The sequence below is a fragment of the Chryseobacterium sp. genome, from assembly GCF_041914225.1.
Classification (GTDB): Bacteria; Bacteroidota; Bacteroidia; order Flavobacteriales; family Weeksellaceae; genus Chryseobacterium.
In genome coordinates, this window is record NZ_JAYSDT010000015.1 from 1 (window position 1) to 25,079 (window position 25,079).

The 25,079-nt window shown below is 37.4% G+C and carries 21 protein-coding genes; 16 read left to right on the forward strand and 5 right to left on the reverse strand.

Annotated elements, in window-relative coordinates; genetic code table 11:
* The 5 genes from ACE3RB_RS08795 to ACE3RB_RS08815 form a co-directional block, all read left to right on the forward strand.
* A partial coding sequence (locus ACE3RB_RS08795; RefSeq protein ID WP_374463885.1) for a S1 RNA-binding domain-containing protein occupies positions 1–860 on the forward strand: 860 nt, incomplete at its 5' end.
* Positions 861–1,326: 466 nt separating this feature from the next.
* Positions 1,327–3,267 (forward strand): M36 family metallopeptidase, encoded by a 1,941-nt coding sequence (locus tag ACE3RB_RS08800; RefSeq protein WP_374463886.1) that lies wholly within the window; start codon positions 1,327–1,329, stop codon positions 3,265–3,267.
* Positions 3,221–3,955: a M36 family metallopeptidase gene (locus ACE3RB_RS08805; RefSeq protein WP_374463887.1), complete on the forward strand. Its 735-nt coding sequence runs from the start codon at positions 3,221–3,223 to the stop codon at positions 3,953–3,955. The genes ACE3RB_RS08800 and ACE3RB_RS08805 overlap by 47 nt, the downstream gene beginning before the upstream one ends.
* Positions 3,956–4,081: 126 nt before the next feature.
* Positions 4,082–5,068, forward strand: a complete 987-nt coding sequence (locus ACE3RB_RS08810; RefSeq protein WP_374463888.1) for a DMT family transporter — start codon at positions 4,082–4,084, stop codon at positions 5,066–5,068.
* Between the two features lie 82 nt (positions 5,069–5,150).
* Positions 5,151–6,143 carry an alpha/beta fold hydrolase gene (locus ACE3RB_RS08815; RefSeq protein WP_374463889.1) on the forward strand — a complete coding sequence of 331 codons (993 nt, stop codon included), beginning with the start codon at positions 5,151–5,153 and terminating at the stop codon, positions 6,141–6,143.
* A 6-nt stretch (positions 6,144–6,149) separates the two neighbouring features.
* On the opposite strand, the gene ACE3RB_RS08820 is transcribed toward ACE3RB_RS08815, so the two are convergent.
* Positions 6,150–7,286, reverse strand: a complete 1,137-nt coding sequence (locus ACE3RB_RS08820; protein ID WP_374463890.1) for a multidrug effflux MFS transporter — start codon at positions 7,284–7,286, stop codon at positions 6,150–6,152.
* Positions 7,287–7,362: 76 nt separating this feature from the next.
* On the opposite strand from ACE3RB_RS08820, the gene ACE3RB_RS08825 reads away from it, so the two are divergent.
* Together ACE3RB_RS08825 and ACE3RB_RS08830 are read left to right on the forward strand one after the other, a co-directional pair.
* On the forward strand, positions 7,363–8,145 hold the full coding sequence (locus ACE3RB_RS08825; RefSeq protein ID WP_374463891.1) for a helix-turn-helix domain-containing protein: 783 nt from the start codon (positions 7,363–7,365) through the stop codon (positions 8,143–8,145).
* A gap of 101 nt (positions 8,146–8,246) precedes the next feature.
* The gene (locus ACE3RB_RS08830) at positions 8,247–8,714 is read left to right on the forward strand and encodes an SRPBCC domain-containing protein (RefSeq protein ID WP_374463892.1); all 468 of its coding nucleotides are present in this window, start codon (positions 8,247–8,249) and stop codon (positions 8,712–8,714) included.
* Between the two features lie 70 nt (positions 8,715–8,784).
* Here ACE3RB_RS08830 and rplS read toward each other — a convergent pair whose 3' ends face one another.
* Positions 8,785–9,141 (reverse strand): 50S ribosomal protein L19, encoded by a 357-nt coding sequence (gene rplS, locus ACE3RB_RS08835; protein ID WP_002980648.1) that lies wholly within the window; start codon positions 9,139–9,141, stop codon positions 8,785–8,787.
* A gap of 293 nt (positions 9,142–9,434) precedes the next feature.
* Here rplS and ACE3RB_RS08840 point away from each other — a divergent pair, with 293 nt between their 5' ends.
* The gene (locus ACE3RB_RS08840) at positions 9,435–12,173 is read left to right on the forward strand and encodes a fibronectin type III domain-containing protein (RefSeq protein ID WP_374463893.1); all 2,739 of its coding nucleotides are present in this window, start codon (positions 9,435–9,437) and stop codon (positions 12,171–12,173) included.
* A 287-nt stretch (positions 12,174–12,460) separates the two neighbouring features.
* On the opposite strand, the gene ACE3RB_RS08845 is transcribed toward ACE3RB_RS08840, so the two are convergent.
* Positions 12,461–13,987, reverse strand: coding sequence for a membrane-binding protein (locus ACE3RB_RS08845; protein WP_374463894.1), 1,527 nt, complete (start codon positions 13,985–13,987; stop codon positions 12,461–12,463).
* A gap of 377 nt (positions 13,988–14,364) precedes the next feature.
* Between ACE3RB_RS08845 and ACE3RB_RS08850 the strand changes: the two genes are divergently transcribed.
* The gene (locus ACE3RB_RS08850; protein WP_002980643.1) at positions 14,365–15,066 is read left to right on the forward strand and encodes a CoA transferase subunit A; all 702 of its coding nucleotides are present in this window, start codon (positions 14,365–14,367) and stop codon (positions 15,064–15,066) included.
* A gap of 48 nt (positions 15,067–15,114) precedes the next feature.
* Here ACE3RB_RS08850 and ACE3RB_RS08855 read toward each other — a convergent pair whose 3' ends face one another.
* Positions 15,115–16,917: an ABC transporter ATP-binding protein gene (locus ACE3RB_RS08855; protein WP_374463895.1), complete on the reverse strand. Its 1,803-nt coding sequence runs from the start codon at positions 16,915–16,917 to the stop codon at positions 15,115–15,117.
* Between the two features lie 122 nt (positions 16,918–17,039).
* Here ACE3RB_RS08855 and ACE3RB_RS08860 point away from each other — a divergent pair, with 122 nt between their 5' ends.
* Positions 17,040–17,693, forward strand: a complete 654-nt coding sequence (locus ACE3RB_RS08860; protein WP_002980639.1) for a CoA transferase subunit B — start codon at positions 17,040–17,042, stop codon at positions 17,691–17,693.
* 343 nt (positions 17,694–18,036) lie between these two features.
* Here ACE3RB_RS08860 and ACE3RB_RS08865 read toward each other — a convergent pair whose 3' ends face one another.
* A complete protein-coding gene (locus tag ACE3RB_RS08865) occupies positions 18,037–18,849 on the reverse strand; it encodes a DUF4197 domain-containing protein (protein WP_374463896.1) in 813 nt (270 codons plus the stop codon).
* 290 nt (positions 18,850–19,139) lie between these two features.
* Between ACE3RB_RS08865 and ACE3RB_RS08870 the strand changes: the two genes are divergently transcribed.
* From ACE3RB_RS08870 to ACE3RB_RS08895, 6 genes are all read left to right on the forward strand, one after another.
* A complete protein-coding gene (locus ACE3RB_RS08870; RefSeq protein ID WP_374463897.1) occupies positions 19,140–19,799 on the forward strand; it encodes a family 20 glycosylhydrolase in 660 nt (219 codons plus the stop codon).
* Positions 19,796–21,337 (forward strand): family 20 glycosylhydrolase, encoded by a 1,542-nt coding sequence (locus ACE3RB_RS08875; RefSeq protein WP_374463898.1) that lies wholly within the window; start codon positions 19,796–19,798, stop codon positions 21,335–21,337. The genes ACE3RB_RS08870 and ACE3RB_RS08875 overlap by 4 nt, the downstream gene beginning before the upstream one ends.
* An 8-nt stretch (positions 21,338–21,345) precedes the next feature.
* Positions 21,346–21,987, forward strand: coding sequence for a Crp/Fnr family transcriptional regulator (locus ACE3RB_RS08880; RefSeq protein WP_374463899.1), 642 nt, complete (start codon positions 21,346–21,348; stop codon positions 21,985–21,987).
* Between the two features lie 228 nt (positions 21,988–22,215).
* Entirely contained in the window at positions 22,216–22,998 is a 783-nt protein-coding gene (locus tag ACE3RB_RS08885; RefSeq protein WP_374463900.1) for a sulfite exporter TauE/SafE family protein, read from the forward strand.
* Positions 22,999–23,082: 84 nt separating this feature from the next.
* Positions 23,083–24,501, forward strand: a complete 1,419-nt coding sequence (locus ACE3RB_RS08890; protein WP_374463901.1) for a rhodanese-like domain-containing protein — start codon at positions 23,083–23,085, stop codon at positions 24,499–24,501.
* Positions 24,502–24,511: 10 nt separating this feature from the next.
* A complete protein-coding gene (locus tag ACE3RB_RS08895; RefSeq protein ID WP_374463902.1) occupies positions 24,512–25,075 on the forward strand; it encodes a YeeE/YedE family protein in 564 nt (187 codons plus the stop codon).
* Positions 25,076–25,079: the final 4 nt, after the last annotated feature.

Here is a 25,079-nt window from a genome sequence, read left to right on the forward strand (position 1 = left end):
TAAAAGGAAAAGTAGTAGTTCTTGCTGACTATGGTGCATTCGTAGAAATCGCTCCAGGTGTTGAAGGATTAATCCACGTTTCTGAAATGTCTTGGTCTACTCACTTAAGATCTGCCGGAGATTTCGTAAAAGTAGGTGATGAAGTAGAAGCTGAAGTATTAACTTTAGATAGAGAAGAAAGAAAAATTTCTCTTGGTATCAAGCAATTGTCTAAAGATCCATGGGAAAACATCGAAGCTAAGTATCCTGTAGGATCTCAGCATGTAGGAACTGTAAGAAACTTCACTAACTTCGGTGTATTCGTAGAGTTAGAAGAAGGTATCGACGGATTAATCTACATCTCTGATCTTTCTTGGACTAAGAAAATCAAGCACCCATCTGAGTTCTGCGCAGTAGGTGATAAATTAGACGTTGTAGTTCTTGAATTAGATATTCAGGCTAGAAGATTATCTCTAGGTCACAAGCAATTGACTGAAAACCCATGGGATAAATTCGAAACTAAATATGCTGAAGGAACTATCCACGCTGGTAAAGCTGTAGAAGTTCACGATAAAGGAGCTTCTGTTCAATTCGAAGATGCTGAAGTAGAAGCATTCTGCCCTTCAAGATTATTAGAGAAAGAAGATGGATCTAAAATCAAAAAAGGTGAAGAAGCTCAATTCAAAGTAATCGAATTCAACAAAGAATTCAAGAGAGTAGTAGTATCTCACACAGGTATCTTCAGAGACGAAGAGAAGAAAAACGTAAAAGAAGCTTCTTCTAGAAACGTAACTTCTTCTTCTAACAACGAAGAAAGATCTACTCTTGGAGACATCGATGCATTAGCAGAGTTGAAAAGAAAAATGGAAGAAGGTAAATAATCTTTGAACCATTGATAAATATGGAGCCGCTCATTTGAGCGGCTTTTTTTATGAATATAAGGAAGAACAGTAGAATAGGCTATTATATACAATTTTACACCATTGTCTCTGACTACGTCGCATCTTTGATTTCTGACGAAGGAAGAATCTCTAAGAACTGGATTCTTCATTTCACTGCGTTATATTCAGAATGACAGAGTTATAATAATAAGATAGCAGGAGTAATGTAAAATTTATTAATATAATGATTTTATTTGATGAAAAATATTTAAATCAAAAGCATCTGAAAAAACTCAAAACAAAACCTAATAAATTTAATTATATTATACTGTTCTATTAATTGATAAATATGGAAAATAATTTTAATATTTCGTTTTATACCGTATTAAAATATATTTTAATTTTCGATAAAAAAAACATTAAACTTATGTGAATTATTTGTAGATTAGCGTCTTTAATAATGGATATGAAAAACAAAGCTTTACCTCTTTTATTTGCAGTATTTTCTGCATTTCCGACAATATTATTCGGACAGGATAATGAAAAACTGATTAAAGATTATATTTCTCAAAACAAAATAAGGGAATATAAAAAGTCTGACCTTAATAATTTCATTGTTGATAATGTAGATCCGTCAAAATCATTGAACGGAAATGTTGTGAAATTTTTACAGACCTATAATGGTTTACCCATATACAGCTCTGTAGGTACAGCATTGATTAAAGACAATAAAATTGTTTATTACACGGATAATTTTGTAAAAGATTATACTGCTTCTACATCAGGTACTGCTGCGATTAATAAAACTACAGCGCTTCAAAAGATTGCTGAAGAACTGAAGAATCCTGCTATTGCTGATTTTACCATTCTTGGATACCTTGAAAAGACTCAGAAAAGAGCTACTTCAGCCAACCAAAGGCTGGTTTATACAAATGATGAAAACGGTAACCTTCGTCTTGCGTACGAATATACCTTAATGGAGCCAAAGACTCCCAATTACTGGAACATTTTAGTAGATGCCAACAATGGAAACATCCTGTTAAAAAATAACCTGACATTATCATGTAATTTCCATCATGATGCTTATAGTTCAGATTCAGAATACAGCCATGCTGACCATTTTGAAAATACATTAACAGGACCTCAGAATAATATAGCAGAGAATAACATTCCATTGCTTTTACCGGATAATGCATCATACAATGTATTTCCATTGCCTATTGAAGCGCCTACCTTTGGTTCCAGATCCATCATTACCAACCCATGGATTCTGAGTGCTTCTCCTGAAGGATGGCATTCTGACGGAACTAATCATTATACCATTACGAGAGGAAATAACGTTTTTGCCTATGAAGATGCAGCAGGAACAGCTTTAACAGCTCCTGATTATCTTACAGGAACTCCGGCAGACGGCGGAGCAACAAGAAATTTTGATTTCCCTTTTAATATTAATGAAACGCCTCTAAACAACAGAAATGCTGCTATTACCAACTTATTTTATCTGAATAACAGAATTCACGATATTTTCTACAAATTCGGATTTACAGAATCTGCGAAAAATTTCCAGCAGAACAATTTTGGTAGCGGACCTGTAGGAGGAGATGATGATTCTGTATATGCAGAGGCGCAGGATGGAAGCGGACTAAATAACGCGAATTTCTCTTCACCACAGGACGGTTACAATGGAAAGATGCAGATGTACCTTTGGTCTCCGGTAGGAAGAGTATTTTATTATAATGCACCTACTGCTGCTGTTTCCCGTACACCGGGAGCCGGAACTGCACAGTTTGGGAATCCGTTACCTATGAACGGGATAACCGGAGATGTAGCACTTTCATCAGTATTGGATGGCTGTACAGCATTGCCGGCAAGTTCACTGACCGATAAAATAGGATTGGTTGAAAGAGGGACATGTGCTTTTGCAATTAAAGTGAAAAACCTTCAGGATGCCGGAGCTAAAGCAGCGGTTATATATAATAATGTAGCAAATGGCTCTACTATAGGAAATATGGCGGGTAATGATCCGACAATTACCATTCCTTCAGTATTGATAACTAATACAGAGGGAGAATACATTAAAACTCAGCTTGCGGCAAGTACAACGGTAAATGTTACCCTAAAAGGGAATATGACTCCGGATGGCAGCTTTGATAACGGAATCGTAACTCATGAATACGGTCACGGAATATCAAACAGAATGACAGGTGCAGGATATGCATGTCTGAATGCTAACATAAGTAAAGAACAAATGGGAGAAGGCTGGTCTGATTTCTTTGCTCTAATGTTAACCAATAAAGCTGGTGACAATGCTACGGTAGCAAGAGGTACAGGGACTTATGCACTGGGACAGGCAATAACAGGTGGCTGGTATCAGACCTGCAAAATATTCAACAAATCTTGCCGTTAACGGATTTACCTACGGAAACACCAACGGAATGGAATACAATAACGGATCAGCAATCGTTCCGGATGTACACTCTATTGGCTTTGTATGGGCAACAATGTTATGGGATCTTCACTGGAAATATGTTGAAAAATATGGTTATTCTTCAGATGTATTATCAACCACTCCAAATGGAAGTACAAAAGTTTTACAGCTGGTAACAGACGCTCTGAAATTACAGGGATGTAATCCAAGCTTTATTGATGGAAGAAATGCAATACTGGCTGCAGAGTTAGCTACTACCCAGGGACAGGATAAGTGTATGATCTGGGGAGTTTTTGCAAGAAGAGGTCTGGGAGTAAATGCATCTGCAGGAGTTAAAAATAATATCAATGATCAGGTTCAGGACTTCAATGTGCCGGAAGAATGTTTACTGGCTACCAATGAAGTGAATGCTGATAAGAATAAGAATATCTCTATCTATCCAAACCCTGCTAAAGACGAGTTTTATATTAACTTCCCAAGCAATACCCTTGGAAAAGTGAGTGTAGAGCTTTATGACATGTCTGGTAAGCTGGTTTCTTCAGAAGATAAGATTTCACCGGATGCCAAGAAAGCAATCTCTACAAGCAATCTTGTCAACGGAACTTATATGGTTAAAATAAAAGGACTTGGTTTCGAAGCAGCTTCGAAAGTAATGGTTAAAAAATAATTTACTTTTATAATTCATTTTAGAATCGCCACAAGCTTGCTTGTGGCGATTTTATTTATCTGTTACCACAGCACTTCAATATCATTTAATTTATATATCGTACCTTTGCAGGCTGTTAAAAAAATTATGAAGAAGAAAAATATACTAAAAGGTGTTTTATTTGTAGGGATTGGAGCTAGTATATACGGTATGTTGGCCACTTTTGTGAAAATGGCTTACCATGATGGTTTTACAACCTCAGAAGTAACTACTTCCCAGTTCGTATTAGGTTTGACGGGACTTCTGATCCTTAATTTTATTCAAACCCTAACCTCAAAACAGAAATTATCGGCGCCAAGTTCTAAAGAAGTCAGAATGCTGCTGCTTGCAGGAACTTCCCTGGGAGGAACGAGCTTGTTCTATTATATTGCAGTACAATACATCAATGTTTCCATTGCTATTGTATTGCTGATGCAGTCGGTTTGGTTCAGTGTGGTAGTTGAAAGTATCCTTACCCGGAAACTTCCTAATGCAAGAAAAGTAGTTTCTGTGATTATTGTATTGCTCGGAACCGTTCTGGCAACCAATCTTATTAATATGGAAATAGAGCTGGACTGGCATGGCATCTTCTGGGGATTGATGGCAGCTGCTTCATATACCTTAACGATGTTTACTTCCAATACGCTGGCTACCCATCTTCCGGTTTTCAGAAAGAGTATCATCATGCTGGCAGGAGGCTCTGTGGTGGTTTTTGCATTTTTATTCTTTGCCCAGATAGGGCCAATGTATTTTGATGGCTTAAAATCATTATACTTAAATTTTACAGATAATACAGAGCATATTCACCCGTTTAACTATTCAATTTTCCTGACATACGGTTTTGTTCTGGCTTTGTTTGGGACGATCATTCCACCGGTCTTGTTCAATATCGGTTTCCCGAATGCAGGATTAGGGTTGGGAAGTATCGTCTCATCTCTTGAGCTTCCGGTTTCTGTAACCATGGCTTTTGTTTTATTGGGAGAAAAAGTATTTTTCATCCAATGGGTAGGGATTGCCCTGATTCTTTTTGCTATTGTTTTGATGAATTTACCTTCAAAAAAAGAAAAAGAAGTTTCAATGGCAGAAGTGTCTTAAAAAATATTTAACTAAAAATAACAGTTGAAACCGTTCCCGTTGGAGCGGTTTTTTTTAATTTTAATCTTTAAAATAAAGCTTCATGAAATATTTCAGAAATATAATCGCCGTTTTCACAGTAACGATGTCCGGTTTTATGTTTTCACAGGTAAGACCTTTGGATGCAATGTTATCTGATTATCAATATCCCTATGAAGTACATTTTCTCAATTTCAAGTCTCAGGGAGAAGATTTGAAAATGGCTTATATGGATGTACAGCCACAAAAACCAAATGGAAAAGTAATCATGCTTCTTCATGGAAAAAATTTTAACGGAGCATATTGGGAAAGAACAGCGAAAGACCTTTCTGATAGAGGATTCAGGGTGATTATTCCTGATCAGATAGGATTTGGGAAATCTTCAAAGCCTCATGCTTACCAGTTTTCCTTTTCACAGCTGGCAGAAAATACAAAAGCAGTTCTGGATGAATTAAAAATTGATAAAACAATAGTGCTTGGACACTCAATGGGAGGAATGGTGGCGACCAGATTTACGTTACTGTATCCCGATAAAGTACAGAAACTGATTCTCGAAAATCCGATAGGACTTGAAGACTATAAAACTTTTGCAGCATGCCAGACCATTGATCAGGCCTACCAGTCTGAGCTTAAAAATACAGCGGAAACCTATAAAAATTATCAGCTGAAATTCTATTACGATAACAAATGGAAAGAAGAATACCAACCCTGGCTTGACTTAATTGCAGGGTGGACTCTTCACAAAGATTATCCTCAGGTGGCCTGGGATGCAGCGCTTACTTCGGATATGATCTACAACCAGCCGGTATGCTATGAATTTAAAAATATCAAAGTTCCTACATTGCTTATTATTGGTACGAGAGACAGAACTGCGATAGTAAAGGACAGGGCCCCTAAAGAACTTCAACCTAAAATGGGGCAGTACCAGGAACTGGGAAAGAAAACCCAGCGTGAAATTGCAGGCTCAAAGCTTGTGGAAATCGATAATGTAGGGCATCTTCCTCATATAGAAGTATATCCGAAATTTTTTGAAGCACTGTATAATTTTATACAATAGATTAATTTATTTGTTCTTAAAAAATAATAAAGTACAAACTCCAATTCCTGAAAACAAGACACACGAAATGCCCAGGTTTTGTATAAGCCCAATACTTATCAGTCCTGAACCTATCAGCACATAATAAATCAATCCTAATAAAGCTCCTGCAGTTCCTGTTTCATTTTTGTAATTAATGAGTGCGGTACTCAGAATATTTGGAATGGCAATGCTGAATGCCATCACAATAAGAAAGTAGGGGATTAAAAAACAGATTCCTGTATTGATAAGAATCCATACAAATATCGAAGCAATGAATGCTGAAAATGTACTCACTTTCACTAAATATTCAGGTTGCATATTTTTCAGTAGCAGAAACCGGTTGAGCTTTGCCCCGGCGAATGTGCCTCCCGCCAGAATGATACTGCTGTATCCGAAAGTATAAGGAGAATAATGATTTTCTTTAAATATAAACGGAGCCAGTGAATAATATGAAAACAGCAGGACATTAAAGCTCATGATCAGTAAACAGCACTTAATGATGCTCTGATCATGAAGCATCCGTTTCAGTAAATTGATCAAAGTCTTTAAGCTGATGGATTTCTTTGAATGATGAGTTTCAGAAATTTTCTGTCTGGAAAGTATAAAAAAAAGGATACCCAAAATACACAGTGTAATAAATACGCCATGATGTCCGCCGAAGGAAGCTAATATTGAACCGGTAACCATTCCTATTACCGGACTGACAGACAAACCGATCCCGATCCAGGAAAATATTTTGCTGATATTTTCTTTGTCAAAAGTATCCCTTAAAATAGTCTGGGTTACAATAGAACCCACAGCAATTCCGAATGCGGAAATGATTCTGGCGCCGAGGAGAGTGATAAAATCAGGAGCGAAAACAGCCGCCAGAGTGCCTGCTCCATAGGTGATAAGGCCATATTCCAAAGATTTTTTTCTTCCGAGCCTGTCACATTGAACGCCCCAAAATGCAACTCCCAAGGCAAATGTTACAAAATATAAGCTGATGGTCAGGGTTGCTGATTCTTCATTGATTCCAAAATGCTCTTGTACCATGGGCAAAACGGGACTGTAAATAGTTTCTGCAAACTGCGGAAGCATCACAAGTAAAGTCAGGAGCCAGATTGGGTTTGTCTTTCTCATTTTTTTTCTGCAAAGTTTCCAAAAAATCAATGTATATTTATAATGATATAAAAACAAAAAATATCAAAAATAGGACATGGCTGTACTGAAACAAAATGAAGACTTTGATGCAAACTCAATTCATGAACAAGTAGTCGGCATAGCTTCTGACATGGTAATGCATGATTCCGGATTTCATTTTCATACAACAAAAGCCCAGCTGTTGTATGCACCATCTGGCTGTATGACAGTGACTACTTCTGACAGGCAGTTAATTCTTCCTCCCTTCAGAATGCTTTGGATTCCGGCCCATGAAGTTCACCGGGTGAATTTCAGGAATATTGTAGCCTACAGATCAATCTATTTTGACGTAAGCTATTCCAGGAAATATATGAAATCTGATCTGAAGGTTCTGCATGTAAATCCTTTATTAAAGGAGATTATTGAAAGGATTTGTTTTTGGGAATGGTCGGCCCTAAGTAACGATCAGACTAATCTTTTAAAAGTATTCTGGGATGAAATGAGTAAAGCTCCGAAAGAAAAGCTGGAACTTAAAATGCCGCAGGATAAACGTTTTACAAAAATTGCTGAAGAATGGACATTACGGCAGTCTGTACCGCCAATGCTGAAAGACCTTGCAGGAAAAACCGGAGCCGTAGAAAAAACTATCAGCCGCATTTTTAAAAAAGAAACCGGGCTGTCTTACCAGGATTGGAGACAGCAATGGCGGCTTCAGAGATCGATTGAACTTTTGGCAGAAGGCAACTCAATAGGCGAGGTGTCACATATTCTAGACTTCTCATCAGACAGTGCTTTTATAGATTTTTTCAAAAAACATACAGGAACAACACCTTTGCAGTATCTTATGAAGAATGAGTAATTGATGTTTTGCAACTTTAATGTTCTGTATATTTCTTGTCTTATGAAAAGTCTGATTCAGAATAATTTACATAAAATTGTAGTACCTAATACAATAATTTTATGAAAACAATCAATATAAATAGCATTGAGAATTACACCCATGTAATGAATGTCAATACTACAGCAGATAAAGTATTTCATGCTCTGACCCACGAAATTCCTCTCTGGTGGACTGAAATGTTTGAAGGACCATCTTCACAGTTGGATAGCGTCTTTACCATAAGATTCGGAGATCAGATTCACAAAACAATGCGGATAAAAAAAATAACGGACAATGCAGAAATTGTCTGGTTGGTAGAAGATTCACTGATTGCACTTCCTGAACTAAAAAATCAGACAGAATGGATTGGGACAACAATTGTCTGGGAAATTGAGCAGAATAATAATATCACTCAGGTAAAGCTTACCCATATCGGTCTGAATCCGGATATTGAATGCTATGAAATCTGTTCCGGCGGGTGGCAGCAATTCCTTGGGAGTTTAAAAAAGTTTCTGGAAACAGGGAGCGGAACTCCATATAAAAAATAGGGAATGCTTCAACAAAAAAAGAGGCTGTTTATAAGTAAACAGCCTCTTTTTGCATTTATTGTTGTCTGAATTATTTCTTCTTGTAAGCAGCGTCTTTGATTCTTGCTTTCTTACCTCTAAGGTCTCTGAAGTAGTAAATTCTAGCTCTTCTAACTCTACCTCTTCTGTCAACTTCAATTTTCTGAAGTGCAGGCATGTTGATAGGGAATACTCTTTCTACACCTACATCACCACTCATTTTTCTGATAGTGAAAGTTTTTGTAGAACCAGTACCTCTCAATTGGATAACTGTTCCTTTGAAGAACTGAGTTCTTGTCTTTTGTCCTTCTTTAATTTCGTAATACACAGTAATTGTATCACCTGCTTTGAATTCAGGGAATTCTTTTTTCGCGATGTACTTGTCTTGTACGTACTTTAATAAATCCATTATTAATAAATAAAATGTTAAAGCTAAGCAACTTACACGTTTTTCGTCAGAGGTTGAATAACAGGTTGCAAATGTACAAAATAGTTTTCAAATATGCCAAATAATTTATGTGCTAAAAACTATAATTTTTTCTTCCTGATTTTGTTCAAAATTTAACGGTTTCTTTAAAATACCATCAGCAAGAGTTTATATATGAACTCTACTTTTGCCCGAAATGAAAATTTGAACAAAGATTTTTAAATGACTGATTTACAATTCGAAATTCTATATGTTATTTTAAAACGAAAACGATTATGAAACATTATTTCTTCTTTTTTTGTTTCGCGGTCCAGATGGCTTTCGGCCAGGTTTTGTTCCCTTATTTACAAAATCCCACTCCGAATTCTATGATCGTCAATTGGAAAACTTCTTCCAATAATGAAACAACAGTAATCTATGGAGATTCTCCATCCAATCTGAATGTGACGGTAACAGGAACTACCAATATCTTTTCAGATACGGGATACAACAACAACTACTATTATCACACGGCAAAGATTACCAATCTGCAGCCTAATACAAAGTATTATTATAAGATAAAAACAGGAACCAGTGAGTCTGCTGTTTATAATTTCAGAACACTTCCCCTGCCGGGACAGGCTGCAACGGCCAATGGGAAGATCCGTTTTCTTATCATGGGTGACAACCAGATCAAAGCAGAGCCAAGATATGATACCCTTACGCTGAATGCTTATAAAAAGTTAAAGGAAAAATTCGGAGCTGCTTCAGATCCTTCAGATAATATTGCCCTTACTTTTATGGTGGGAGACCAGGTGGATGTGGGAACACTGGATCACTATGAGAATGTTCACTTTAAAAAGAATATCAAACTATCTCCGTATCTGCCTATTCAGACAACGGTAGGAAACCATGAAACCTACGGTACTTTAGGAATGAATTCTTATTATGCCCACTTTTATATTGACGAAATCAAATATAAGAATATAAGTTCCGGCAATGAGAATTACTATGCCCAGCAGGCCGGGAATGTTTTATTTGTAAGTTTAAGTTCCGAGCATACAGGATCAGCACAGCAGACCTGGCTTCAGCAGATCTTGACGGCAGCTAATGATGATCCGACTGTAGACTGGATTATTTCTTTAAGTCACAGACCTTATCAGGCTGAGCAGTATGTAGGAGATATCTCAACATGGGTAAGAGAAAATGCAGTACCGCTTCTGGTAACTTCCAACAAATATCTGATGCACGTTGGAGCTCATCATCATTTATACCACAGAGGTCAGCTTAAAAATACCCCGAATTATCAGATTATTTCCGGGGGAACAGCCTGGGATCAGTACTGGGGAATGTCTAATGAACAAGATTTTGACGATGTTCAGAAAACCCTTACAGACTGGACGTACCAGATTGTAGAAGTAGATGTTCCAACCGGAAAGGTTGATGTTGAATGCTATTCTATCGGTGGAGTGTACAATAAGAAAAACAATGTGCTGGTAGATTCTTTCCACAGGTATAAAAATCAGCCTAAGCCGGCGAAACCATCTATTACAAACAATTTTTCAGGTCCGATTACTTTACCTTTAACATTGAATGGAAGTGCATTTTCTTCTTCCAACGGAGAACTATTGAATACAACTCAGTTCCTGATCAGTAAAGCTTCGAATTTTTCTGTAATTGAAAAAGAATTTTACCGTGATTTTGAAAACTGGTTCGGAAAAGACGGAAACGGAACTCCGGATAAAACCAAAAACCTGAATGATGGAGTAGACATTACTAAAGCAACTTTGGCAGCGAACTCTATTCCGAACGGAATTTATTACGTAAAAACACGTTACAGGGACAGAAATCTCGAGTGGAGCGACTGGAGTGATGTGAAGCAGTTCGAAATTACAGGGAGTGTGGTGTCAAACCCGACTTTTACTTTAAACAAAACAGAATATGCTCAGAATGAAGCCATCACAGCTACTTTCACGGGAGGCCCCGGAAATCAGCAGGACTGGGTAGGAATCTATAAGAAAGGACAAACTCCGGCAACAACCACTTCACAAGGATATATTTATACGAATGGACAGACAGCAGGAACCGTAACTTTCAATAATGGTCTTCCGAATAAAGGCCAGTATTTTGCAGGTTTTTTTGCCAACAACGGGTATACGGAAATCACTCCAAGAAAAAATTTCTATGTAGGACCGAAAGTACAGCTGCAGGCTACTGCCGATACTTATCCTGTAGGAGGAACAGTTACGATTAATTTTACAAACGGACCCAACTTACAGAAAGACTGGATCGGAATTTATAAAATGGGACAGACTCCGGGGACGACAGCGTCTATCAAATGGAGTTATGTAACAACAGCATCCGGAACTCTTAATTTTACAGGGCTTCCAAAAGGATATTATTATGCTCAGTATCTATTGGAAGATGGCTATAACGGAATCGGGGAGAAGGTGTTCTTTAAAGTAGGAGATATTGTTACAGATCTTTGGATCAACAAGCCTGTTTATACTTTAGGTGAAAATATTACCGCTTCATGGACAGATTCTCCGGGAATCATTAAAGACTGGTTAGGAATCTATCCTCAAAGTGTTCAGACTCCGGATGATAATTTTGTTTCTTATACTTATTTTGACGGAGTGACTCAGGGAACAAAAACCATCCAGGGAACAGCAGTGCCTGCAACTCCAGGAAATTACTACATGGTGATGTTTACCAATGATTCCTATACAGAAGTTTCAAACAGAGTACAGTTCCAGGTAACTTCACCTACTTTGGGAACTGAAGAAACAAGAAGTACAGAGAAAAATGTAGTCTTATATCCAAACCCAACCAAACCGGGACAGCCTACTTTTATTAAAAGTGACTACCCGATTGAGAAAATAGAATTGGTTTCAGCTTCAGGAGAACTGCTTTATGTATCAAAAAATATCAATAACCAGCGTTTCTCTCTAGTGAACGAAAATCTCCCTGCAGGTGTTTACTTTGTAAAAGTGCACGGAAGAAAACTATTTACTTTAAAGTTGATTATTCAGTAAAGGTAAGCTGCCATAATTACATTGAAGAGACTGTCAGAAATGATGGTCTCTTTTTTATTAATGCAAATAAATATAATTCCCCGTAATCATCTGTGAAAATCTGTGTCATCTGTGGTTAAAAAACAAACCACAAAAGTAACAAAAGATTTTAAACATTTAAGTTAATGAAGAGGACATTCTTGCCTTGTATAAGATCACATAAGTTTATAAAAATCTGCCTCATTTGTGGTTAAATAAAAAAGCGATTCCAAAAATTGAAACCGCCTTTGATATTATAGTTGTGATAATTAGTCAAACTGATAGTACAGATCATCCTCACTTAACAGCGTCTGGTTTTCAGCAGCGGCATTTTCATCCTGAGCATCGGCCAGCGTCTTCGTTTCCTGAATAAGTTTTCCATCCGTATTATAAAGTCTTAAAAGAACCCATTTTCCGTTACGTTCGAGTTCTTTGGCGCCATCTGATGTTTTCAGTCTGATTTTTCCGGATTGAATAACACCCGCTTTTACAGAAGACTTATTGGCAGGCTTCCCTTTTACATATTGTGTAATTTGTGCTGTGAAGGAATAATCTTCTCCCTCTTCACTGACAGGTTGTGAAAAAGTATACAAAACAGTGTTTTTTCTGTCATAAACAGTTGTTTCGTAACTTGTTTGCTTAGAATTCATCTTTTTCTCGTAATTCAGTGTATGATCTTCAAAAAAGTTTTTGATATTCGAAATAATACCGTTCTTATAAACAGTTTCATTAAAACCCTCATAAGCTGTACCGTTATAAGGAATATCATCCTTATACATTAACGTTGACTTCAATGTTCCATCAGGAGCATAATATTTAATTTCCTGGGTGATGTCATCTTTTAAGAACTTTTCATAGGATAGTTTCCCGTTTTCATCAAAAAACTTACTGGTTACAATTGAGCCTTTTTCATAAATATCTATTGATGAAATCTGTGAATAAGAAAGCTGATAATCTTCACCGTCCGTTGGGTTGTAAATATCACTTTCCTTATCATACTGATATACAAGATGTCCTATTTTTTTACCTGATTCATCATAAGTGGTTTTATAGCCATCTTTCTTATTCATTTTCTGCTCCTGTAAAACCTTTCCGCTTTTGCTATAGGATATGCTTTCCTTTACACTGCCATCCTTTCTGTATTTCTCTATTCTGGAAATTCTCATCGGGTTGGAATAATAATCAACCACCATATTTTCGCCCTGACCGGTGGTGCCGCTTCCCAGATATTTACCCTTTTCTCCGTAAAATTTCGTTTCAGTATTGTAGTCCTTACCGGTAATGATTTCACTTCTGATCCCTTTAATATCATCATCATAAACCGTTGTTTTGACAGGTATGGAGTTTTCATAATCAACCAGGATATTAAAATCAACCCCTTCTTCGGCATCTTTATAAGTAAACATCTTTCCTGAAAAGTTCCCGTCAGCTTTGTATACCACATCTTCTATCAGTCTGCCTGCTTCGTCATAAGACTGTGAAGCTCCAACCTGTTTACCGTTGGAATAAGTTACCATACTCATAACTTTTCCCTCAGGGGTGTACCATGTCACTTTGCCATCAAAAACTTCACTGCCGGGAGTAGGATCCGAAGCAAGACCTTCCATCTGAAGCTTTCCATCCTTATAGAAATCTTTGATAAGGGTTAGTTTTCCTTTTGAAGTTGTTTCACGGTAATATTCCATTTTATCCTGAGTGGTTTTTTCCCAGTCTTCATCGAAATAAGTTCTCTCCTGTGCGCATACATTGATGCTAAGTACCAGTGTAAGTAATGCTGAGGTAAATAATTTTTTCATGTTTTTATGTAAGCTTAATATTGTATATGATTAATGTAATGATTGATATAAGAAGATCTTTGTATAGATAGATCACAAGAAGTGAAAAGGCAATAGCTGCCTGCAATAAAATAATTTCTACATTAAAATTGTGTTTAAAAAAATGATATCTGAAAACAACAAATAAGCTGTATTTCTGAATTTAAAGCCCCAAAGATAAATCATATAGATGAAAAATCCCACAAAAAACGAACAGGTCTGTTCATTTTTATGGGTAAACATTTGATTTCTATGATTTTATATGGTGAAAAAACAGGGTGAAAATTCAAAGGCTTTTCTATTCATCAGATATACAGGAAAATTTATTAAATTTAGCCAACAGAAAAATCTAATATTTCATGATAGATAAAAGAGTAAAAAATGCAAAGGAGGCCATCGAAGGAATTAAAGATGGAATGACACTGATGCTTGGTGGATTCGGACTTTGTGGCATCCCTGAAAACTCAATCAATGCTTTGGTAGAAAGCGATGTGAAAGATCTCACCTGTATTTCAAACAATGCGGGAGTAGATGATTTCGGATTAGGATTACTGCTTCACAAAAGACAGATTAAGAAAATGATCTCTTCTTATGTAGGAGAAAATGCTGAATTTGAAAGACAGATGCTTTCCGGGGAACTGGATGTAGAACTTACTCCGCAGGGAACTTTGGCTGAAAAATGCAGAGCTGCTCAGGCGGGAATTCCTGCTTTTTATACTCCTGCAGGTTACGGGACTGAAGTAGCAGAAGGGAAAGAAGTAAAAGAATTCAAAGGAAAGCCTCATATCCTTGAGCATGCTTACGATGCAGACTTTTCTATCGTAAAAGCATGGAAAGGGGATCATGCCGGAAACCTTATCTTCAAAGGATCTGCGAGAAACTTCAACCATCCGATGGCAGGCGCTGCAAAGATTACTATTGCTGAAGTAGAAGAACTGGTAGAACCGGGACAATTAGATCCCAATGAAATTCATATCCCGGGAATTATGGTTCAGCGAATTTTCCAGGGAGAAAAATTTGAAAAAAGAATTGAGCAGAGAACAGTAAGACCTAAAGAATAAGCTTACATAATAAAATAAAAAGCGCTGAAAACAGTTTCAGCGCTTTTTTTATGCTTGAGGAGTAAGTGTTTTTCTTTCTCCGATCTGTTGCCTCCACATAGCGTAGTAGAGTCCTTTTTCGTCAATGAGATTGGCATGAGAACCCGTTTCTACAATCTGTCCGCGTTCAAGAACATAAATTTTATCAGCATGCATAATCGTACTTAAACGGTGGGCAATAAGAACAGTAATCTGTTCTTTCTCTTTTGAAATGTCTTTTATCGTAGTGGTGATTTCTTCTTCAGTGATACTGTCAAGCGCAGAAGTAGCTTCATCAAAGATCAAAAGGTGAGGTTTTCTCAGAAGAGCCCTTGCGATAGCAATTCTCTGCTTTTCACCGCCACTCAGCTTCAGACCGCCTTCGCCGATAACAGTTTCAATACCTTTTTCTGCTCTTTCCAGCAATGCCGTACAGCTTGATTTCTTTAAAGCAATTGCCAGCTCCTCATCAGTAGCCGAAGGATTAACAAAAAGAAGGTTTTCTTTAATCGTTCCGGCAAATAACTGAGTGTCCTGTGTAACAAAGCCAATCTGATTCCTCAGCTCATCAAAATCAAATTCCTTTCCGTTAATTCCATTATAAAAAATATTTCCTTCCTGAGGTCTGTACAGCCCAACCAGTAATTTGACGAGTGTACTTTTCCCGGAACCGCTTGGCCCTACAAAAGCAATGGTTTCTCCGTTTTTGACATCAAAAGAAATGTTATTCAAGGCTTTATACTGAGCAGACTGATGTTTGAAAGAAACATGCTTGAACTCCAGTTCTTCAATGGCACCGATCTGTTTCGGGTGAAGCGGTTTTTCTTCCACTTCCTTTTTCATCAAACGGTCAAAATTCTGAAGAGAAGCTTCTGCCTCACGGTAAGAAATAATGATATTTCCTATTTCCTGCATAGGCCCGAAAATAAAGAAGCCATAAAACATCAGAGACAGATACTGACCCGGCGTCACAATATTTTTAAAAATTAAATACAATAAGGTAAGGGTAATCATCTGCTGAAGGAAGTTCACCATTGTTCCCTGGATAAAACTCAAAGAACGGATGCTTTTTACTTTTCTCAGTTCAAGGCCAAGGATTTTATAGGTATTGTTATTTAAACGGATTACTTCCTGGCTGGTTAATCCCAAACTTTTAACAATCTCAATGTTTCTTAAGCTTTCTGTTGTACTTCCGGCCAGAGCTGTGGTTTCAGTAACAATATTTTTCTGGATGACCTTTATTCTTTTGCTCAGTAAATTCGTAACAATGGCAATAAAGAAAATCCCGCAGATATACACCGGCATAATAGACCAATGTAAACGGATTGCATATACGGACACGAAAATAATACTGACCAGAATTCCAAAGAAAATATTGATGAAATTCGTAATGAATTTTACCGTATCTTCTCTTACTTTCGTTAGAATAGAAAGAGTTTCTCCACTTCTCTGATCTTCAAACTCCTGATAAGGCAGCGCCATAGAATGTTTTAAACCATCTGTAAATATTTTTGCTCCGAATTTTTGTGTAATTACACTTACCACATAATCCTGAAAAGCTTTGGCAATTCTGCTCACCATAGCCGTCCCGATCAGAAGTCCCAGAAAATAAAAAGCACCATGATAGGCAGTGCTTCCATATAAATATTCATTCAGGTTTCTGGGAAGCAGTTTTTCTTTATCAAAAAAATTAGGATGGGTAACCAGCTGATCCAAGATATTCCCTGTAATAGCCGGGGCAAATAAAGAAAAAACCTGATTGACAGTAGCCAGAAACAAAGAAATGATAATCAGCCACTGGTAAGGTTTAAGATATCTAAAAAGTATTTTCATTCTGTTAAAATAATGAAGCAAAATTACAGATATTATTTTAACTAACAGTGTTAATTATTGAATACAACAAAGCCCTTTTGTATTCAAGTGAAAATAATTAAATTGCAGTCTAAGTTTTTATTATGCTTACAAAAGAACAAATTGCCAAAAGAATTTCAAAAGAACTGAAAGATCGTTATTATGTAAACCTGGGAATTGGGATTCCTACTTTGGTTGCCAACTATGTTCCGGAAGGTATTTCCGTAGAATTCCAGAGTGAGAACGGAGTTCTGGGGATGGGACCTTTCCCTTTCGAAGGAGAAGAAGATGCTGATATTATTAATGCCGGAAAGCAGACTATCACTATTTTAGAAGGAGGTTCTTTTTTTGATTCCGCATTCAGTTTCGGGATGATCCGTGGTCAGAAAGTAGACCTTACCATCCTTGGAGCTATGGAAGTTTCAGAAAACGGAGATATTGCCAACTGGAAAATTCCGGGAAAAATGGTGAAAGGAATGGGAGGAGCCATGGATCTTGTAGCTTCTGCTGAAAATATTATTGTTGCTATGATGCACGTAAATAAAGCAGGAGAAAGTAAAATCCTTAAAAAATGTACACTTCCTTTAACAGGAGTAAACTGTGTAAAAAAAGTGGTTACTGAGTTAGCTGTTCTGGATGTAACTCCGGCAGGATTCAAACTGGTGGAAAGGGCACCGGGTGTCTCAGTAGAAGATATTATCAAAGCAACAGAAGCAGACCTGATCATTGAAGGAGAAATTCCGGAAATGCAGTTCTAATCTGATAACAATAAAAAAGTTTCGGCCTCACAAAGTGAGGCCGAAACTTTTTATAAACGACATAGGAACTCGTAGCGTCAAAAAAATAAGTCCTGTGAACGTTAAGAAAATTCTCCTGTCCGAAGCGCGAGACAAACTTGGAACCGATTAAGAAATAATGATTTCGCGCAAGTTTAGAATTTTTAGAGAACAGGATTTATTTTTAGCGGAGAGGTCCAGGTCTTGAACTTTTGTTTCTTTTGTTTCAAGACAAAAGAAATTAAAAAAAGCTATTTCATCATGAAACAGCTTTTATATTTAAAATGGTAACGGTTAGTTTGTCATCTAATTTCTAACGTCTCATTTATTTCCTATCCTGAGCCCCAAAAACCTTCTGCAGAATACTTGTCGTTCTCATAGCAGGCGTATTTCTGATCCCGCTTTCCTTATCTGCCACCATTTTGAACACTCCGTTAATGGTTTCCGTTGTAACATACTCGTTAAGGTCTGTTGTTACAGACTGCCCTGTAAATGTATTGTATTTTGAAATCAGGTTTTTCAAAAGCGTATCAGCTCCTACTTTTCCTAACGAAGCTTTTACTTTAGGCTGAAAAGCATTGAAAAGCTGAGTTTGTGTTTTTCCCTGAAGATAATTTGTTGCTGCATTATTACTGCCTAACAGAATATTTTTTGCGTCTGTAATCGTCATGGAAGTAATAGCATTGGTGAAAATAGGAGCGGCTTCTGTTACGGCATCTTCAGCAGCTCTGTTCAATAGCTTAACACCTTCATCTGCAAGACTGCCCATACCGATGGAACGTAAGGTTGTATCAATCTTTCTTAACTTTTCAGGCATTAAAATTTTTACCGCTTCATTCTTGAAAAAACCATCAGTTACCGCCAGTTTTTTAACTCCATCAGTTACCCCAATGCTTAAGGCTTCTTTCAATCCCGACGAAATCTGAGCAGAAGTAAGGTTTCCGATATTGGCCGATGAGTTACCGGAGGTGGTAGTGGTAGTCTTGGTGGAAGTTGCCGTACCATTATTTTTTACCGGAACATTAAGGTCTACACCTGTTTTATTTTTAACAGTAGATTTTATAATATCTAAAATTTGTGCCTGTGCTGACATTGAGAATAATAATCCGGCTGCCACAAAAATGCTTTTTTTCATCATATTTTTTACAAATTTAAACCTTTTAATTTTTTTAAGTCGTCAAAATTGATCAAAAAGCAAACCACAATGCACAGAATATAATAGAACAATTTCTATACAAGTCACTTAGTAACTTTATTATATACTTCATACGAAACCGGACAATTAAGATATCTGAATTTTGTTTTTAAAAAGACTCCGGGAGTTTTGAAAAATAATTATCTTAGCTAAAACCTTAACCATCTCCAATGATACGGAATTTTTTAGTATTTTTTATATTGCTTTCAAACGTGATTTTTGCCCAAAATAAATTGAATTTAATCCCTTATCCTCAAAAACTTGAGCTTCTTCAGGGGGAATTTCTAATCCCGGAAACGCTTGTATTAAGCAGTAATCTGCCAAAAGAAGAGACGGAATATTTTAAAAAACGTTTAAGCCCTCAGTTTAAATTTCAGAATATCCAGAAGGGGAATGGGATTCATCTGGTCAATTCTTTAATTTCAGCAACTTCAGGCAATGCTGAACAGAAAAAAGAATATTATTCCATAGAAATTTCTCCGAGGCAGATTCATATAAAATCTTACACCAGACAAGGGTATTTTCTTGCGCTGCAAACCCTGATTCAGATTTTCGAACAATATAAGGAGACTAAGAAAATTTCTGCTTTAAAAATTGAAGACCAGCCAAAGTTTGCATGGAGAGGAATGCACCTGGATGTCTGCCGTCATTTTTTCACAGTAGATGAGGTGAAGCAGTATATCGACTATCTGGCGATGTATAAACTGAATACTTTCCACTGGCATTTAACGGATGACCAGGGATGGAGAATTGAAATCAAAAAATATCCGAAGCTTACACAGATTGGCTCAAAACGTAAGGAGTCTATGATCGGGGCTTACGTTGACAATACATTTGACGGTACACCGTACGGACCTTATTTTTATACTCAGAAACAGATAAAAGAGGTGTGAAATATGCTCAGGACAGGCATATTACTGTTGTTCCGGAAATAGAAATGCCGGGACATGCCTTGGCGGCGCTGTCTGCATATCCAGAACTGGCATGTACGAAAGGACCTTTTGAAGTGGCTACAAAATGGGGCGTTTTTGATGATGTTTTCTGCCCGAAAGATGAAACATTTACTTTCCTGGAAAACGTTCTGGATGAAGTGATAAAGCTTTTCCCATCTCAATATATTCACATCGGTGGTGATGAGTGCCCGAAAACACGATGGAAAGAATGTGCACACTGCCAGGAATTGATCAAAAAAAATAATTTAAAAGATGAACATGGCTTACAGAGCTACTTTATTCATCGTATTGAAAAATATGTGAACAGCAAAGGCCGGAAAATCATTGGTTGGGACGAAATCTTAGAAGGAGGGCTGGCACCGAATGCTGCGGTAATGAGCTGGACTGGTGTAAACGGAGGTATTGAAGCGGCAAAATCAAAACACTTTGCTGTAATGACTCCGGGGGCATACTGTTATTTTGATCATTATCAGGGAGATCCTCAATCGGAGCCTAATGCTTTTGGCGGTTTTACTCCTTTAGACAAAGTATACTCTTACAATCCTGTCCCTTCAGAGCTAAACGCAGAGCAGGCCAAATACATCATGGGAGTTCAGGCTAACCTTTGGACAGAATATATTTTGGATTTTAAACAGGTACAGTACATGATTTTTCCAAGATTAATGGCGCTTTCTGAAGTGGGATGGGGAACATCTGATCCTGAAAACTATAAAGAATTTGAAAACAGGGTGATCAGCCATTTCAAAATGCTAGATGAAATGAAGGTGAACTATGCGAGAAGCATTTATAATATCACCGGAAAAGTAATTCCTTCCAATAACGGAATTGCTTACGAACTGTCAACCTCACAAAACGTAAACGGCATCAGATATACTTTGGATGGAACTGTTCCTGCGATGAATTCTAAAACGTATCAGAAGGCAGTTCAGATCCCTAATTCTTTAACGATAAAATCAGCTTATTTTGAGGATGGTCAGTTAAAGAGTGCGGTTTCTACACAGGAATTTATTGTTTCAAAAACTACAGGAAAGAATATAACTTTAGAACAACAGCCGAGTGAAAACTATTCTTTCGGTGGTGCTTTTACTTTAGTAGATGGTATTATCGGAAATATAAAGCAATTGGGTAAGACCTGGCTTGGTTTCCAGGGAAAAGACGTAGTGGCAACCATAGATTTTGGTCAGAAAACAGCTTTTTCGGAAGTCTATTTCAATACCCTTGAGAATAAAGGCAGCTGGATTCACCTTGCGAAGTCTGCAAAGATTTTTGTTTCTGATGATAACAGGAATTTTAAACTGATCAAAGAAATCGGGACATCAGAAATTCAGGAGGCCCATGGCAAAATCAAAATAAATGTAGGAACACAAAGCGCACAATACCTGAAAGTAAATATTGAAAATGCTGGAATTATCCCGGCAGGAAATCCGGGAGCAGATTCAAAAGCATGGTTGTTTGTTGATGAAATTGGTGTAAATTAGAATAAAAAATGCAGGACGACACCATACTTTCTTCCGAATTTTCATCATCTCCGGAACTGGTAGAAAAGCTCTATCAATATGGTACAACAAAAAATTACCATGAAGGAGATATTATTTTAGATGAAAATGCCTCCATCCGCTCTATTCCTATTGTGATGAAAGGAATGCTTAAAGTCATCAGAACAGAAGAAGACGGACGTGAGATTTTACTGTACTACATCAAAGCGGGAGAGAGCTGTATTATGTCTTTCCTGGGCGGAATGCACAATGAAAAAAGTATTGTAAGAGCTGAGATCGAAGAAGATGCCGAAATTCTTTTTCTGCCTGTAGACAAAGTATCTTTATTCATTAAAGAACATCCTGAATGGCTGGATTATATTTTCAGGCTCTACCATAAAAGATTTGAAGAGCTTCTGGATATCATCAATGCCATTGCCTTTAAAAAAGTAGACGAAAGACTTCTGAATCTTTTGCAGAAAAAATCAGCGCTTATCCGTTCCGAAACTATCAATACCACCCATGAGCAGCTGGCCAATGAGCTGGGTACCGCAAGGGTAGTGGTATCCAGACTTCTCAAGCAGCTGGAAGAAGACGGGAAACTAGAATTGGGCAGAAACAAAATCACTCTTCTCAAAACCCTGAATTCATAACATTCACTTCACTTCAATCAAAGGAACTTATATTCCCCTCCTGTGGAGGGGTGGCAAAAATTCATAGAATTTTTGACGGGGTGGTCAAAATATTCTCACAATAACCTTTAGTGCCCTTTGTGAACATATTAGCGTCCATTCGTGTTAAATCTTTCCTTATGTAACAAAAGTAACTGTAGCCCACCTCCCGATTTTCCATTTTTGCATCAGAATTAATTGAATAGTGAAATGGAAATTATAGGATATACAGCAGCCGTTTTTATAGGCATTTCTCTCGGTTTAATAGGAGGTGGGGGAAGTATTCTCACCGTTCCTGTACTTGTTTATCTTTTTGGTATCGATGCCTTTATGGCAACAGAATATTCCCTTTTTGTAGTAGGGATAAGCAGCCTTGTGGGTTCGGTGTCATACTTTAAAAAAGGATTGATCAATTTTAAGATCGCACTGGTCTTTGGAATTCCCTCGATAGTTTCTATTTTTCTGACCAGAATGTACTTTCTACCCTTGATTCCTGAGGAAGTATTCAGAATACAGCACTTTACCATTACCAGAAATATTTTTTTACTGCTGATTTTTGCAGGGTTAATGATTCTGGCTTCTTATAAAATGATAAGAAAAAATACTTCAGATCATAAAAAAGATAAGAATAATGCTTTGCTGGCAGCAGGACAGGGCTCAATAGTAGGTGTTTTAACCGGATTGGTGGGAGCGGGAGGAGGATTTATGATCATTCCTGCGCTGGTCAATCTGTTGAAAATCCCTATGAAAATTGCGATAGGAACTTCTTTGGTCATTATCTCCCTGAATTCATTAATTGGATTCTTTTCTTCTGTAAATCATATGAAAATAGATTGGAAGCTATTGATTTCTGTTACAGTCATTGCCGTTGCGGGAATAATCATAGGTTTTCAGTTATCAAAAAAGATTGACGGTAAAAAACTGAAACCGGCATTCGGATGGTTTATCCTGATAATGGGTATTTATATTATTACGAAAGAAATTTTTCTTTAATACTCTTATGTAACAAAAGTAGCTGTGGAGGAAAAAAGAAAGCAGGAGATTTGCACCAGATAACAAAATCAAAAAATAAATACAATGAAAATAGAACAGATTTATACAGGTTGCCTGGCACAGGGAGCTTATTACATCACCTCAGCCGGAGAAGCTGCTATTATTGACCCTTTAAGAGAAACTCAGCCTTATATCAGCAGACTGAAAGAAGATGAAGCAGAATTGAAATATATTTTTGAAACCCATTTTCATGCAGATTTCGTCAGCGGACATCTTGATTTAAGCCATAAAACAGGTGCCCCGATTGTCTATGGACCAACGGCCAATCCTGATTTTGAGGCCATCATTGCAGAGGATGGACAGATATTTAAAATTGGAGACATCAAAATTAAGGTGCTTCATACACCGGGACATACCCTTGAAAGCTCATGCTATCTGCTGATTGATGAAAATGGCATTGAAAAAGTACTTTTCAGTGGTGATACTTTGTTCCTCGGGGATGTTGGACGTCCGGATCTGGCACAGAAAGGAGCAAATATGACGCAGGAAGAACTGGCCGGGCTTTTATATGATAGTCTTTATCATAAGATTTTACCTTTACATGATGAGATTATTGTCTATCCGACGCATGGAGCAGGTTCTGCCTGTGGTAAAAACATGCAGAAAGAAACGGCAGATACATTGGGAAATCAAAAAAGAACCAATTATGCTTTAAATCAGAAAGACCGGGAGAGCTTTATTAAAGAAGTCACAGACGGGCTTTTACCTCCGCCGGCTTATTTCGGAATGAATGTCATGATGAACAAAAAAGGATACAGCAGTTTTGATAAAGTTCTTCAAGGCTTGCACGCTCTTGTACCGGAACAATTTGAGGAAATTGCTGAAGCTTCAGGAGCTTTGATTTTAGACGTAAGAACCAACCGGGATTTTGCCAAAGGTTTTATCCCACAGTCTGTCAATATAGGCCTGGATGGTGATTTTGCCCCCTGGGTAGGAGCTCTAATTGCAGATGTCAACCAGCCTATTTTGCTGGTAACTGAAAAAGGAACTGAAGAAGAAGCGGTAACGCGGTTAAGCAGAGTTGGGTTCGACAATATCCTGGGGTTTTTGGAAGGAAGCTTTGAAGCATGGGAAAAAAGCGGAAAAGAAACTGACTTTGTCAACCGTATTTCTGCAGAACAGTTTGAAACCGAAATCAAAGAGAAAGAAGCAAAAATTATTGATATAAGAAAAGAAAGTGAATACCATGCAGAACATATTCATGAAGCTTACAGCAAACCTTTGGCATATATCAATGAATGGATTAGTGAGATAGAGCCGGCAGAACATTTCTACATGCATTGCGGAAGTGGTTACAGAAGTACAATGGCAGCAAGCATTCTTCAGGCAAGGGGATACAGAAACTTTACTGAAGTTGAAGGGGGCTTTAAAGCCATTGCTTCTACAGGTATTTCTAAAAGTGATTTTGTGTGTCAGACTAAAATTTTAAATAAATTAGATTAAAAAAGAAGAAATGTTAGAAATGATAAAAGAACCGTGGCCGTGGTATATTGCCGGTCCGTTAATTGGCCTTACTGTACCTGCTTTATTGATTATGGGCAATAAATCCTTTGGAATAAGCTCTTCATTAAGGCATATCTGCGCAGCCTGCCTCCCGGCCAATGTAAATTTTTTCAAATATAACTGGAAAAAAGAAGCCTGGAATCTGTTTTTTGTACTGGGAATCTTCTTCGGAGGGATGATTGCTGCCCATTTTTTGATTAATCCCAATGAAATAACGGTAAATCCTGAACTGAAAGCAGAATTGACCGGATACGGAATTACAGATTACAGCAATATGGTTCCTGAACAGCTTATGAATTTTGAAAGCTTATTGACCTGGCGGGGCTTTATCATCATGGTCGTTGGTGGATTTTTGGTAGGTTTCGGAACAAGATATGCTGGAGGCTGCACCAGCGGACATGCCATTATGGGGCTCTCCAACCTGCAGTGGCCGTCTTTGGTGGCGACAATGTGTTTTATGATGGGAGGATTTTTAATGGCTAACCTTATTCTGCCTGTAATTCTTTCTTTATAAGTCT

Bases quoted from the DNA above. Each gene is read 5' to 3' on its own strand.
- ACE3RB_RS08800 (WP_374463886.1), top strand. From the start codon at position 1,327: ATGAAAAACAAAGCTTTACCTCTTTTATTTGCAGTATTTTCTGCATTT.
- ACE3RB_RS08810 (WP_374463888.1), top strand. From the start codon at position 4,082: ATGAAGAAGAAAAATATACTAAAAGGTGTTTTATTTGTAGGGATTGGA.
- ACE3RB_RS08815 (WP_374463889.1), top strand. From the start codon at position 5,151: ATGAAATATTTCAGAAATATAATCGCCGTTTTCACAGTAACGATGTCC.
- ACE3RB_RS08820 (WP_374463890.1), bottom strand. From the start codon at position 7,286: ATGAGAAAGACAAACCCAATCTGGCTCCTGACTTTACTTGTGATGCTT.
- ACE3RB_RS08825 (WP_374463891.1), top strand. From the start codon at position 7,363: ATGGCTGTACTGAAACAAAATGAAGACTTTGATGCAAACTCAATTCAT.
- ACE3RB_RS08830 (WP_374463892.1), top strand. From the start codon at position 8,247: ATGAAAACAATCAATATAAATAGCATTGAGAATTACACCCATGTAATG.
- rplS (WP_002980648.1), bottom strand. From the start codon at position 9,141: ATGGATTTATTAAAGTACGTACAAGACAAGTACATCGCGAAAAAAGAA.
- ACE3RB_RS08840 (WP_374463893.1), top strand. From the start codon at position 9,435: ATGAAACATTATTTCTTCTTTTTTTGTTTCGCGGTCCAGATGGCTTTC.
- ACE3RB_RS08845 (WP_374463894.1), bottom strand. From the start codon at position 13,987: ATGAAAAAATTATTTACCTCAGCATTACTTACACTGGTACTTAGCATC.
- ACE3RB_RS08850 (WP_002980643.1), top strand. From the start codon at position 14,365: ATGATAGATAAAAGAGTAAAAAATGCAAAGGAGGCCATCGAAGGAATT.
- ACE3RB_RS08855 (WP_374463895.1), bottom strand. From the start codon at position 16,917: ATGAAAATACTTTTTAGATATCTTAAACCTTACCAGTGGCTGATTATC.
- ACE3RB_RS08860 (WP_002980639.1), top strand. From the start codon at position 17,040: ATGCTTACAAAAGAACAAATTGCCAAAAGAATTTCAAAAGAACTGAAA.
- ACE3RB_RS08865 (WP_374463896.1), bottom strand. From the start codon at position 18,849: ATGATGAAAAAAAGCATTTTTGTGGCAGCCGGATTATTATTCTCAATG.
- ACE3RB_RS08880 (WP_374463899.1), top strand. From the start codon at position 21,346: ATGCAGGACGACACCATACTTTCTTCCGAATTTTCATCATCTCCGGAA.
- ACE3RB_RS08885 (WP_374463900.1), top strand. From the start codon at position 22,216: ATGGAAATTATAGGATATACAGCAGCCGTTTTTATAGGCATTTCTCTC.
- ACE3RB_RS08890 (WP_374463901.1), top strand. From the start codon at position 23,083: ATGAAAATAGAACAGATTTATACAGGTTGCCTGGCACAGGGAGCTTAT.
- ACE3RB_RS08895 (WP_374463902.1), top strand. From the start codon at position 24,512: ATGTTAGAAATGATAAAAGAACCGTGGCCGTGGTATATTGCCGGTCCG.